This is a genomic window from Telmatobacter sp. DSM 110680, assembly GCF_039994875.1.
Lineage (GTDB): Bacteria > Acidobacteriota > Terriglobia > Terriglobales > Acidobacteriaceae > Telmatobacter.
In genome coordinates this window covers 5907118-5921575 of the sequence record NZ_CP121196.1, presented here as the reverse complement: position 1 = coordinate 5921575, position 14458 = coordinate 5907118, and the positions used below count along the sequence as shown (strand labels likewise).

The window sequence follows — 14458 nt, the reverse complement described above, 5'->3', positions numbered from 1 at the left end:
TGAGTGTCAATAGGAAACTGAATGGCACCGTTTAGCGTTTTGGGGCAAAAAAGTGACTAGGACAGCCCCAAAGCACTATCTAATGCCAGCGGGCCACTGAAGTCTGTGCATGCTGGCGCCCTTAAGCGAGGAGGGAAAGGCACACGCTTCAAATGCGAGTCAACCCCTTCCTCGCTTATGAGCAAGAGAGTCAATTCACAATCCGCCGATAACGCACAATTAAAAGCGTGAGATCATCCGCTTGCCCCGCGCCCCGAGAGAACTCCTCTACAGCATCCAGAATCGTCTTCATAACCGTCTCGATCGAGACCCGTGCACATTGAGCCGTCACATGGTTGAGCCGCTCGAATCCGAATAATTCGTTCTGTGTGTTTGCAGCTTCTACAATGCCGTCGGAGAACAGCACCAGCACGTCGTCGGGTTCCAACTGGACCCGCGTCGCTTCAAATATCGCCTCTTCTGACAATCCGATAGGAAGCGTTCCTTCGGTGTAAAGCTCAGTGATCATGCCGTTGCGAATTAAAAGGGGCGACGGATGCCCTCCATTGAGATACTCGAGCCTTCCCTCCGCATCGATCCGGCCGAAGAACATCGTGGCGCAACGCCCAACTGACGCGTGCTCGCATAGGAATCGATTGACGTGGTTGAAAACCTTCGCTGGATCCACCCCGAGTCTCATCCCACTCAAGGCGCCTTGCAGCATCGTCGTGAGCAAGGCCGCGCCGAGCCCCTTGCCGGTCACGTCAGCAACCAGGAACGCTGTCGACCCGTCGCTGAGTGGGAACACATCGTAGTAGTCGCCACCCACTCCGTGACAGGCGAGATGTACGCCTTTGATCTCCAGATGAGGAAATTCGCGCAGTCCCTGCGGTACTAGCCCTTGCTGGATTTCGCGAGCAATTGCCAGTTCCTGCTCCATCCTTCGTTGCTCGCGTTCCTTCTCCACGAGCCGCGCATTATCCAGAATGCTCGCCGCCTGCGCGCTCAGCGCGTCCAGAATCTGCCGGTCAACATTGGAGAAAGCGGTCGTGCGCCGCGAGTCGAGATAGAGTGCGCCAAGGAGCCGGCCAGCCGTAGCTTCACTGCCGTCGGCATTCGCGTGGGATACGGCATACAACGGAATGGCGACAACCGCGCGCAGGCCCTGAACAACTACGCTTTGCGCGCTCTTCAAATTGAGGTCGTCAAGGTTCAGGTCGTCGGTGATGGCCGCTGAGCGTTTGCTCACTGCCTGCCGGAGTGCGGTCTGGCTGGGGGCGATGCTCTCTGCGGGCAGCGCCTTTCCACCTGTGCCGCGCGCCAGCCTGACGGTTAAAACGCCATCGTCATCCGCCTCGAGCAGCAGTCCGCGCTCCGCGTTGGTCACGGACATCGCATGATCGAGCATGGTGCCCAGCACCGATTCCAACGGAAGGGCAGAGTGGAGCAGAGACGTGGCTTCGAGAAGCAGATTAAGCTTGCTCAGGCCCCCCGTCGCGGCGGTTGTTTCGATGGCTGGCAGCGAGCCCAGCCGAGTGAGCATGTTTTCGACATACTGCTCGGCCGGCCGCCAGCGGAAAACGATCTTCGCGCTATTTTCAAGTCCGAACTCGATCGTGTCGCCATCCATGAGCACCATCTGTGCGATTCGGCGCCCGTTTACCCAGATGCCGGGACGATGTCCGCGATCCCTCAGAAGGAAACCGCCGTCGACTTCCTCGATGACGGCGCAGCGCCTGGAGATGCGAGGATCGTCGAGCAGAAGGTGATTACCGGTGTCGCTGCCACGCCCGATGAGAAACGGGTTTCGCGAAACTACAACCGATTCAGGCGAGCGGTTCGGTTGCGCCACTTCGAGAATCGTTTCGTAACCCTGCTGCTCATGCATAGCTTCCGATCTTAAACTGCATTGCGGACCTGATCCTCGAGAATCGATAACGGAGCATGCTTATTGCTTCACCAAGAATGTCGCGCAGCATATTGCAATGTTATCCGCGGTCTGCACGCAGCATGTCCGCCGAAGGCGCGTCACTCGCGCAGGTGCAGAGTCCTGGGCGAAGATATGAACGGCATAGGTGTGCGCCACTCATGTTCGCGGTTGCCTCAAATCGGTAACCGCAAGCGATTACCAAAAACCTCGCTTGATTTCCCGAACTTTTGCGCGAGATGCACCTTGCGCACGTTACACTTACGGCTCATCACCCCACAACACGGCTCGTACCAATCCCCAGGAGATCGCAAGCATGACCAACCAGTCCACAGGTTCGGCCTCTCACGTGAGTGTGCCTTCCGCACGTTTGTCTGGTACTTTCAAGAACTCGGGAGGGAAGAATCCGCGCTCCGCAGGATTTCTGCAGCACCTCATCGTGGCTCTCGGTGGACTGGTCGCCTTCGCCTCGCATCCAAGCGCGGCCCAGCAGGTCACCTACTACGACTTCAATACAGTCAGCGCGAATCCAAACCTGATATCGACCGCCTGTACCACCAACTCGGCTCCATCCGGCGTGCTCTTCTGCTTCAATAACGCAAACGGTGGTCTCGGCTTCGTCCAGGACAACTCGTACACCACCATCATTGATCCCAATGCGACCACTGGATCGGCATATGCGCTGCAATTGACGCAGCAAAATGTCCAGAGTCAATCGTCAAGCGTGTGGTACTCAACCCCGCAGAACGTCGCGGGCGGCTTCACCGCCTGGTACGCCTTCAAGATCACACCAGGATCCTCTCCTTATGGCGATGGGCTCGCGTTCGTCATTCAAAACTCCCTCGGCGGCGGAACAGACACCATCACCAATACGTTTTCAACCGGCGGGGGTCTGAATATCCTCGGCGGCTCAGGCGGTGGTCTCGGCTATGCCGCGATCGACAATAGCGTCGCGCTTGAAGCCGACACGTTTGCAGACTCGTTCGATCCGTATGACATTTTCGCGGGCTACTACGACGACAGCCACCTGGCTTTGCAAAGTTGCGGGGCCGGGCTCGCGAACTCACCTGCCCACTATACGGACAACTCCGTCAGCCCTCTCGTGCCGACGGGTTGCATGGTCAATCTAGGCGGCATCTACGCCATCGCCTCTTATCCCACCGCTTCGTCCGGCGCCGGCAGGGTCACCATCGCGGATGGTAGCCCGCACCAAGTTGTCGTCGTTTACAACGGTCCCAATGATTCGCCGGCGAACTACATCTACGTCTATCTCGATCCGGTCTTCGTTCCTGGGACGCATACGCCCGTCTCCGGCTCGACGCCGATCATCGCAGGTCCTTACAACATCACCAATTCGATCAATCTGAATAGCGGAAATGCGTACATAGGCTTCACCGCTGCCACCGGCGGAAGCTTTCAGCAGAATGAGCTGATGGGCTTTTCCTTCACGCCTCACGGTTTTGGCAACATCAACGTTTGCCCATCTGGGCAGTCCACGCCGTCGCCATGCAGCAACACGCTGCCGGTGAACTTCACCTTCGCGTCGAGTACGACCATCGGCTCGGTCAAGGTGGTGACGCAGGGTACAACAGGCCTCGATTTTCAGCAGGCCAGCGGCAGCACCTGCTCAGCAGCCGTAACCTCTTGCACTGTAAACGTCACCTTCGCACCTCTCGCGCCTGGTTTGCGCATGGGAGCGGTGCAACTCCTCGACGATAGCGGCAATGTGTTGGCGACCCAACTGATCTATGGCACTGGTCAGGCGCCAGAATTGGTCTATAGTCCGACGATTAGCGGCGGTTCAATTCTCGACGGCCCGTCTCTAGAGAACGTAGTGAGCATTCCGGGTTACGCTCCCCCCACTTTCAACGCTCGAGCCATGGCGACGGATGCGGCGGGCGATCTGTTTATAGCGGATCCCACTAACGGACGCGTGGTTGAGCTTCCTGCGAATGGCACTACCAGTACCGTGGGGGTTGGACTCGGTTCACCGCAGGCTCTGGCCGTTGACGGCGCGGGCAGTCTCTTCATTGCCGACACCGGTTTGCAAGAGGTTCTGGCGGTTCCGGCCGGTTGCACCTCAAGCGCCTGCCAGACAGTGGTGTACAAGGCGGCTGTAGGCGCCCCTGCCGGCGTTGACCCTGTCGGCCTGACCGTGGATGGGATGGGCGATCTCTTCATCGCCGACGGAATCGCCGGAGTCATAGAGATTCCCGCAGGTTGCGCAACCAGCAGTTGCCAGATTTCCGTGGGTAGCGGATGGTCCAGTCCGTCCGGCTTGGCGATCGATGCCGCCGGCGATCTCTTCGTCGCTGACAGTGGCCTCGGAAAGGTCCTGGAAATGCCCGTTGGCTGCACCGTCAACAGCTGCCAGATTGCAGTAGGCAGCGGATGGCTTTATCCGCACGGTGTGGCAGTGGATGCGGCAGGCGATGTATATGTTGCGGATTCCGGGCTAGGCGGCGGCGAGGTGCTGGAAGTTCCGGCCGGCTGTGCTAATAACACCTGCGAAGTTGCATTGCTCAGCGGAAATGTGTCGTATGACGTAGCTGTGGATGCAGCCGGTGAAGTCTACGTCGCCAATGCGACCACTAACCAGGTCCTGAAGATCAACCAGGCCGGGACACAGACGCCGAGCGAGACCTTTCCGAGCGAGGCTGACGGCATGGTCAGCAGTCCGCAATCCTTCACCATTCTGAATGCTGGCACTCAGACATTGAACTCGTCTGGGATGTCGTTCCCGTACTTCTGGTATCAGGTCGACCTCAACGGCAATCCTCCCGATTGCAGCACTAGCTTTTCGCTGGCGCCGGGTCAAAGCTGCAACTTCAGCCTCGTCTTCGCGGCGAAGGACGGCGGCCCCGGAGACCCTTGGGTAAGCGCTATTTGGATCAATGACAACAATCTGAATGGCAGCATTTCCACGCAGCAGTTCCTTGTCGACGTTAGCGGCATTATTCCGGCAATCGACTACACATTGACGGTGGCGGAAGCCGGCTCCGGTAGCGGCACGGTGACAGACGATTCGAATCAGATTAGCTGCAGCGGCTCGAATGGGAGCACCACCGGAACGTGTTCGGGAAGCTACGAGAACGGGACAATAGTCACGCTGACGGCGAATCCGGCAGCGGGATCTACGTTTGCGGGCTGGGGCGGTTCATGCGCAAACGCAGGCATGACCCCGACCTGTGCCGTAACCGTGAACGGAGCCTCAAACGCTATCGCCAATTTCGCGCTCGTGTCGAATGTAACGCTTTCCGTGACCGAAGTGGGCACCGGTTCGGGAACAGTGGCCGACAATCTGTCGAGGATCACCTGCAGCCAGGCCAACGGGGTCATCACCGGAACATGCACCGCGAACTATACGAGCGGAACAAGCGTGACGCTGACCGCGACGCCCTCCGGAAACTCGATATTCGCCGGCTGGGGCGGCGTATGCGCTAATTCGGGCGCGAACCCAACTTGCAACGTCACAATGAACTCAGCATCGAACGCCACGGCGAGCTTCGTTGCTCCCGGAGCAACGCAGTCCGGAACCCTGAAGCCCATCACTGCGGGCGTAGTCTATGGGCAAAACGGCAGCTTCACCAGTTCCACCGGATACGGTGTGACCAGCGCCAACAGCTTATATCAACCAGAAAATCTCGCTGTGGACAGCAACGGCAATCTCTACGTGGCCGACTTACAGAACAGCAGAGTGCTGTTCTATCCCGCCGGCAGCACTACCGCGACACGCGTCTACGGGCAGGGCGGCAGCTTCACCACCGGAGGCGGGAACTACGATGGAGTCAGTGCCGACAGCTTGAATAATCCCTATGGTATTGCCGTTGACAACAGCGGCGGTCTCTATGTCGCCGACGAAAATAACAATCGGGTGCTCTACTATTCTGCCGGCAGCACCACCGCCACACGGGTCTACGGGCAAAACGGCAACTTCACCACCAACTATCAAAATATGGGCGGCGCGCCCAGCGCCAACAGCTTAAATGGCCCGCAGTCTGTCGCCTTGGACAGCAACGGTAACCTTTACGTGGCCGACACTCTTAACAGCCGAGTGCTGTTCTATCCCGCTGGCAGCACGACCGCGACGCAGGTCTACGGGCAGGCCGGCGACTTGACCTCAGCGGGGCCGAACCTCAGCGGGATCAGCGCCAGTAGCTTGAATAATCCGTTTGCCCTCACCCTGGACAGTAGCGGCAATCTTTATGTGGCCGACAGCGATAACAACCGGGTACTGTTTTACCCCTTCGGCAGCACCACCGCGACGCAGGTCTACGGGCAGAACGGTAGCTTCACCAGCGGTGCGGCGAACAACGCCGGGGTTACTGCTAGCAGCTTAAATAACCCGCAGTCAGTCACGCTGGACAGCAGCGGCAATCTTTATGTGAGTGACTACAATAACAACCGGGTACTGTTCTATCCCTTCGGCAGCACGACCGCAACGCGAGTCTACGGGCAGGGCGGCAGCTTTACCAGTTCCGGCGCGCACACGAACGCCAACAGCTTGTCTAATCCGGCAGCAGTGGCTTTGGACAGCAGCGGCAATCTCTACGTGGCCGACAAGTCAAACAATCGCGTGGTTGAATACGGCCCCTTCGGCAACGTAAATGTTTGCTCTTCGGGCCAGAGTTCTCCTGCACCGTGCAACAACACCATTACTTTGAGCTATTCCGCTCCGTCGGCGACAACCTTCGGCGCCACCCAGGTTGTCACGCAAGGAGCAACTGGGCTGGACTTCACTCTGGGCAGTGGCAGCACGTGTGTTGGTAGTGTGTCCGCCGGCAGTTCGTGCCTCGTCAACGTGAAGTTCGCACCGCTTGCACCGGGACTGCGCATGGGCGCAGTGCAAGTTCTCGACAATGGCGGCAATTCTCTCGCCTCCGCGCAAATCTACGGCGCCGGTCAGGGGCCACTGCTCGCCATCGGTTCTGGAACGCAGACCACGGTGAATACCGGAAACATCTCTCTGGCAAAACCGAACGGCGTGGCGGTGGACGCGGCGGGCGATGTCTTTATCGCCGACAGCATCAATCAACAGGTGGTAAAGGTTGCAGCCAACGGCGCTACGTCTACGCTCGGCGTTGGGCTTCAATATCCGCAAGGTCTCGCAGTGGATGGGGCGGGCGATCTCTTCATCGCAGATAACAACTTGAATACGGTGGTCGAGGTTCCGGCTGGCTGCACGAATGCCAGTTGTCAGAAAAACCTTACTGGTAATCCGCCGGGCGCACAATTGGGAGTCGCTGTCGATGGACTGGGCGATGTATTCGCTGCCAGTTTCAACGGTGAAGTCGTCAAAGTTCCAGCCAACGGCGGCGCTCCGAGCGTCGTATACAACCCGCCGGGTTCCAATCCGATCGGTTTAGCGGCGGACGCCAAGGGCGATCTTTTCATCGCGGATTTTGGTCTTGCAAAAGTAGTGGAGATTCCCTCGGGTTGCGCAAGCAGCAGTTGCCAGATCTCGGTGGGAACTGGATGGGTTCAACCAGAAGCGGTGGCAGTAGATGCGGCGGGGAACATCTACGTCGCAGATGAAGCGCCCAAGGTAGTCGAGGTACCAGCCGGCTGCAATAACAGCGCCTGCCAGATCACGATCAGCAATCTGCTTGCATTCGGAATCGCAGTGGATGCGAGTGGCGATATCTTCATTCCTGAAGAGACGGGAAACCAGGTCGTCAAAATCAGCCGGTCGCAGACGCCTTCATTCAGCTTCGCCACGACAAAAGTGGACAGCACCAGCACAGATAGCCCGCAGTTGGTTTCAATTCAGAATATTGGCAACCAGTCGCTGACGGGTTCACTGGCCTTGAACCTCGGTGGTGGTTTCACCCAGAACAACAGCACCGATTGCGCGAGTCAATTTCCCCTGGCTCCAGGTGCAGTCTGCAATGAGAGCTTCAGCTTTACGCCACCCTCCGCTACCTATTTCACGGGTACTGCGGTCTTCACAGACAACACTCTGAACGGCAACCCTCCGGTTGCACAAACCATCAACTTGAGCGGTACTGGCCAAACCACCCAGGGTGTCAGCATGGTGGTCGTGCCGGATGTGGTCGGGCAGACGCAGACAGCGGCGGCGACGCCTATCTCCGGAGCGGGCCTGGTGCTGGGAACAGTCACGACTCAATCCAGCGACACCGTGCCTTCGGGCAGTGTGATCAGCGAAACCCCCGCAGCCGGCACTCAAGTCAGCGTCGGATCAGCAGTCAATTTGCTCGTTTCAACGGGACAGCCGCAACCACCCTCACCGAACCCGCTTCTGCTCGAGAACAACTACTTCGTCACCGGCGACTACGCCTCTGCGGGCGTCACGCTGCGCGGAACCGGCATCGGCGGCGTTGCTACGGGAAATATCACCATCACCAGTGGGGGCCAGGGTGTTCCAGACGGCGCCGACATCATTGATGCTTTCCTGTATTGGGAGACGATCGAGAATACAGCGTCACCTTCGTCTGCCAACGGAACCTTCCGCGGATACTCCATCACCGGCCAGCAAATAGGCACCGACATCCCGAACTATACAGATGGAGTGCTTACGGGCACGCTGCGTATGTATCGCGCTGACGTGAACCTTTATTTTGCTGCGCAGGCGAATGGCGTGCGCTATGCCTCGGGTACGCACAGTGTCTCTTTGCCTGATGGCGGGGGAAGTGCATTGCCGGTTACAGAAGGTGCAAGTCTGGTCGTGATCTACCGCGTGCTCTCCCCGAATTTCCCACTGAAGTCAGTGGTCATATACGACGGCTCTGCCGTGCCAACGACCGCTGGAATGCAGGTTGTGCAGGGGTTCTATGACGCCGTCGGCGGAGCGAACGGAGCCGGCAAGAATACGAACATCTTCGCGAGCGGTGGAACGTGGAACAACAGCGTTAATTCGGTGACGCTTGGACAGGCGAACCAGTTCAACGCGACGTTGAATACCGGCAGCGCTTATGAAGCTGTAATTCTCAGCACTCTTGTGAACAACAGCGACAACGACGGAATTCTCGATGCATGGAAAGCCGGCCCAGCTGCGGGTGATTTCCATGCGGGACAGCCGGGGTACTACGACGTCAAGAGTGGATCGTGGGTGCCGTTGCCGGGAGCAAAACACGGCGAAAAAGATCTGTTCGTTCAACTCGACTACATGTGCACTACTGTGAATCCTGACGGTTCGTGCGCTTCCGGACCAGGACTGGAGAATCTATTCCCCTCGCCCGACATCAGTGGGAATGATCCACTGGCGATGGTGCAGCAGGCATTCGCTGCGAGCGGCGTGCAATTGCATCTGCAAATCGGAAATGCTGTGCCCGAGGATACCTGCACGGATGCTCCGGGGCAGCCATTGTGCCAGTTCCCCAGCCAGCCGGGAGTGATCGGCTGGAAGAATAGCTTGGAGATCTCAAAGTTGTGGCCGCGCAATCTTGCCTCATGCGTTACAGGCGGCGATTGCACCACACGTTTCGCGTACGGACAAAAGGATAGCTATCACTACGTTCTGTTCGGCCATTCGTTGGCAGTTCCAGCATGGAACACGCGCTATGGAACATTGACGTCGATTCAAGTGGCAAGCGGCGTGACAACGATAAGCACCGCCGACCGAGGCACCGGAATTAATCAATGCCCGAGTCGTGTCACGATCTCCGGCGTGTTGGGGAATCCGAGCCTCAACGGTGTCTACAACACGACAGGCTGTGCTGATTCGAAAACCATCAGCTTGAATACTCCTGGTGTTCCCAACTGGAGTTATCCGAATAACTCATTGCCTGAACCGGTAATCGGACTCACTTCCGGCACGATTACAAGCATCTCCGGCTATTCGGATCTCGGCGGCGCTGATTCAGCTGTCACGCTGGGCCTGTGGCTCACAGCTCCGAATCAGGATATGAGCAAGAAGGCCAATGTGATCGCGGGTACGTTGTTCCATGAGATTGGCCACACACTCGGCTTGAGTCACGGTGGGCTCTACTACGACGGCGCTATCGGCAATTACGTTCCTACGTTCGAGGCTAATTGCAAGCCGAATTATCAGAGCGTGATGAATTATCTCTTCCAACTCGATCTGGTCGGGCCGAGTCAGGCCGTCGCGTTTTCAAACCAGACTCTGACCACTCTGAACGAGAGTTCGGCGGGTTCGATTTCTCAGCTCACTGATGTCTCAAGCGCAGCGGCAACATTCCCAACGTCGGCGTGGTATGTTCCTGTCGCTCCAGGGATTTCGGCCAGTCCCGCGACGCGGCACTGCGACGGAACGCCTCTCGCTGGCGACTCCTCCTATCGTGTTGATGCGTCCATTGCACCCATAACGCCGCCGTGGTCGAACGGTCAGGACATCAACTTCGATGGCCAACTGAATGCCCAGATGCGCGGTTTCAACGACCTCACAAACATGGACCTGCGTCAGGTCGGCGCAACGGGTGGAGAATTCGCGTCGTTGGCGAGCGTGCTTTCATTCGGATCCTCTGCCGCTCCGTTGAACATCGGCGCCGGTGGAAATGTGGTTCTCGGTAGCGGTGGCACGGTTGCTTTAGGCAGCGGTGGCACCGTGACTCTTGGCAGCGGCGGCAACGTGACTCTGGGCAGCGGAGGGACAATCACCCTGGGCAGTGGTGGCAACGTCACGCTAGGAAGCGGCGGCAATGTAACGCTGGGCAGCGGTGGTGTTGTAACCCCAGGCAGCAGCGGAATTGTGACTTTGGGCAGTGGTGGCAATGTAACGCTGGGCAGCGGTGGCACCATCACCCTGGGCAGCGGCGGCAACGTCATTTTGGGTAGCGGTGGCACGGTCACATTGGGAAGTGGCGGGACGATTGCTCTCGGAAACGGTGGCGGCACGGTCACGATTCCTTCGACTGGCGGCTCTTACACCCTCGACAGCGCGGGTGGCACCATCACGCTGGGCAGCGGTGGCAATGTCACGCTAGGCAGCGGTGGCAACGTGACGCTGGGCAGCGGTGGAACTATCGCTCTCGGCAGCGGTGGAAATGTGACGCTAGGCAGCGGCGGCAACGTCACTCTTGGCAGCGGTGGAACCATCGCGCTTGGCAGCGGCGGAACGGTTGCGCTAGGCAGCGGCGGGAACGTCACGTTGGGAAGCGGCGGAACGATCGCGTTGGGCAGCGGCGGCACAGTCACGCTTGGCAGCGGTGGCAATGTCACGTTGGGCAGCGGCGGCACAGTCACGCTTGGCAGCGGCGGCGATCTTTCCGGCAGCGGCGGGAACGTCACTCTTGGAAGTGGCGGAAACGTGACCCTTGGTAGCGGCGGAACGGTGACGCTTGGGAGTGGTGGCAATGTGACGCTTGGCAGTGGCGGCAACGTCACGCTTGGCAGCGGTGGCACCATCACACTTGGCAGCGGCGGCAACGTCACCCTTGGCAGCGGCGGAACAGTGACGTTGGGCAGTGGCGGCACGGTCACGCCGAGCGGTGGAAGTCCGGTCGTGATCGCAGCCGGAGGTTCGTACACATTCGGCAGCAGTGGCGGTATCGTTGCACTGGGCAGCGGCGGCAATGTGACGCTCGGCAGTGGCGGCAATGTGACGCTCGGCAGTGGCGGCACGATCACTCTTGGCAGCGGCGGAACTGTCACTCTTGGCAGCGGCGGCAATGTGACTCTGGGCAGTGGCGGAGTTGTTGCGTTGGGCAGCGGCGGCAACGTAACGCTTGGCAGTGGTGGAACCATCGCGCTTGGCAGTGGCGGCAACGTTACGCTCGGCAGCGGCGGCACACTCTCAACCGAGCTGACCTACGAAACGGCCAACTCTGTCGTCCGGCCACCATCTGCTCCCACTGAGACACCCATATCCCAAGGCGTAAGAGTCGACTGGAATGCGCCAGTGTTTGGCGTGGTCCAGACCTACACGATCTATCGCAGTTCTAATGGCGCGACTCCTATCGCAATTGGCAGTGTCAGCGGCAACCCGCCGGCGACGGAGTTTATCGACACCAATCCGGACCTGACTTCGCAGACCGTGGTCTACACGATTTCGACGACGCTCGCGCCGGTAACACTGGATCCGACGCAACGCCAGAGCCCACCGTCACCCCCGGCGGTGCTGAAGAACGATCAGACCATTAACATCGGTCCTCTGCCGAGTTCTGTTGTTCTCTCGGCAACACAAACCATCGTCACGGCTACCTCGATGTCGGGAGGCAATCCGAATGGGTTGCAGGTGAGTTTCAATGCGGCGGGACCTTGCGCCATCGTCAACCAGTCCGTCACGCCAATCGCAAGCGGCGGCGTCTCCTCGGCAACGGTCGCACTCAACAACACGGGAAGTTGCACGATCACCGCCTCGCAACCGGGCACAGATGTCTTCAATGCAGCCAATTCTGTGTCGGGAACATTCATGATTCTGCCGGCAGGATCCAATACATCGGCACAAACGATCACCTTTGCGCCCTTACAGAACTCGCAGTATGGCAATTCGTTCTTGTTGAGCGCATCGTCATCCTCCGGGCTTCAAGTCAGCTTCGCGGCATCAGGTCCGTGCACGACGAGCGGCAAGATCATCGGCGTTGGTGTTTGCAAAATAACAGCGTCGGCTCCGGGGAACGGCACTTACAGCGCTGCATCGGCGACACAGTCATTCATCATCTATCCTGCGGTGCTTAAAGTGACCGCGAATAGCTTCACGATTACACACGGGCAGTCGCTTCCTGCGTTGACCTATACGTACAGCGGCTTTGTGAACAGCGAAACGCCTGCTGTGGTGAGCGGCGCCCCCGCGCTCTCGACCACTGCCACATCGGCGAGCAATGCCGGCGCATATCCGATCACGGTGTCAACCGGATCTTTGGCTGCGGCCAATTACTCGTTCCTTTATGTGAGCGGGACTTTGACCATACAAGAGTCAGGTCAAACGATCACATTCACGACCAATCCTCCGGCGAGCGCCGCATTCAACAGCATCTTCACGGTCGCTGCCACAAGCACCAGCCAGCTTCCGGTAGTCTTCACAAGTGCGGGATCGTGCAGCAATGTGGGCGCCACCTTCACTATGACCAACAGCACTGGAACTTGCTCGGTGATCGCCAACCAGCCGGGCAATACGAACTACTCCGCGGCGCCGCAGGTGACGAAGTTTGTAAATGCGACCGGACCCGTAGTCACCGTATCTCCAGCCAGCATCAACTTTGGCACCGTACCTCAAGGAAGCATCACGACCAAGGGCATCACGGTGTCCAACGTCGGAACGGCACCCGTCACCATCAACCAACCTGTTCTATCGATCGTGCAGGGAGGAAACTCCAACGAATTTGTCGCAGTGAATCTCTGTCCGAATCCGTTAGCCGCTGGGAAAAGCTGCACGATCACGATCGCTTTCGTTGCGGGTCCGTACTACACGCCACAGTCTGCGACCCTGCAGATTATGGACAATGCTCCGGGCAGTCCGCAGCCGGTCATGCTGAGTGCGTTGGTTCTGATCCCGCAGACGATCACGTTCGTCACCAATCCTCCGGCCAGCGCTGCCAACAAGAGCAGCTTCACGGTAGCGGCAACGGGCGGTGCGAGCGGGAATCCGGTGACCTTCACTAGTTCCGGGGTCTGCAGCATTACGGGTACGACGCCGGGCACGGCAACGTACGCGATGAACAGCAGCACTGGATCCTGTTCGGTGATTGCCAACCAGGCAGGCAATTCCAGCTACGCGGCAGCCGCACAGGTTACTAAGACTGTAACTGCGACCCCGATCGCGCAGGCCATCACGTTCACAACCAATCCTCCGGCGAGTGCTGTTTACAAGAGCAGCTTCATCGTCGCGGCTACGGGCGGCGCGAGCGGAAATCCGGTGACCTTCACAAGTTCCGGGGCATGCAGCAATGCAGGTGCAACTTACACAATGACGAGCGGCATGGGAACATGTTCCGTGATCGCCAACCAGGCGGGCAATGCCAGCTACGCGGCGGCGGCGCCAATTACGAAGACTGTAACCGCAACCCAAGCCGCGCAGACAATAACCTTCACGACTAATCCTCCGGCGAGCGCTGTCTACAAGAGCAGCTTTACCGTGGCGGCTACAGGCGGCGCGAGCGGGAACCCGGTGACCTTCACGAGTTCGGGGGCTTGCAGTAATGCAGGTGCAAACTACACGATGACCAGTGGCGCGGGAACCTGTTCGGTGACTGCCAATCAGGCAGGGAACTCGAACTACTCAGCAGCTGCGCCAGTGACAAAGGCCGTAAACGCGGTCTATGCAGTTGCGACCCTCTCTCCAGCAAGCCTGAGTTTCGGGACGGTCACTTCCGGCAAAAGCAGCTCACCCAAAACTGTGACCCTCAGCAACACGGGAACAACGCCGTTAATCATCATCAGCATAGGCTTCACGGGTGCGAACCCAGGCAACTTCGTGCAAACTAACACCTGCCCCAGTGCGTCGAGTTCGCTCGCTGCGGGTAAGAGTTGCACCATCTCGGTGACATTCAATTCTGGAGGAAAGGCCGTGTCCGCGAACCTCTCAGTCACTGATAACACCCAGGCCGGCACGCAGACTCTTTCGCTCTCGGGAAACTGACCGTGCAGAACAGCAGCGCGGATCGAGCATGCAACCGAGCTTGGAGGCTAATAACG

Annotated in this window: 2 protein-coding genes; one reads left to right on the top strand and one right to left on the bottom strand. The window is 58.7% G+C overall.

What is annotated here, in order from left to right; all coding sequences use genetic code 11:
- Window positions 1–190: 190 nt before the first annotated feature.
- Window positions 191–1867 carry a SpoIIE family protein phosphatase gene (locus P8935_RS24355; protein WP_348262909.1) on the bottom strand — a complete coding sequence of 559 codons (1677 nt, stop codon included), beginning with the start codon at window positions 1865–1867 and terminating at the stop codon, window positions 191–193.
- A 355-nt stretch (window positions 1868–2222) separates the two neighbouring features.
- Here P8935_RS24355 and P8935_RS24350 point away from each other — a divergent pair, with 355 nt between their 5' ends.
- Entirely contained in the window at window positions 2223–14402 is a 12180-nt protein-coding gene (locus tag P8935_RS24350) for a choice-of-anchor D domain-containing protein (RefSeq protein WP_348262908.1), read from the top strand.
- Window positions 14403–14458 lie beyond the last annotated feature (56 nt).

Coding starts and splice junctions, on each gene's coding strand:
- P8935_RS24355 (WP_348262909.1), bottom strand. CDS start 1,867: ATGCATGAGCAGCAGGGTTACGAAACGATTCTCGAAGTGGCGCAACCG.
- P8935_RS24350 (WP_348262908.1), top strand. CDS start 2,223: ATGACCAACCAGTCCACAGGTTCGGCCTCTCACGTGAGTGTGCCTTCC.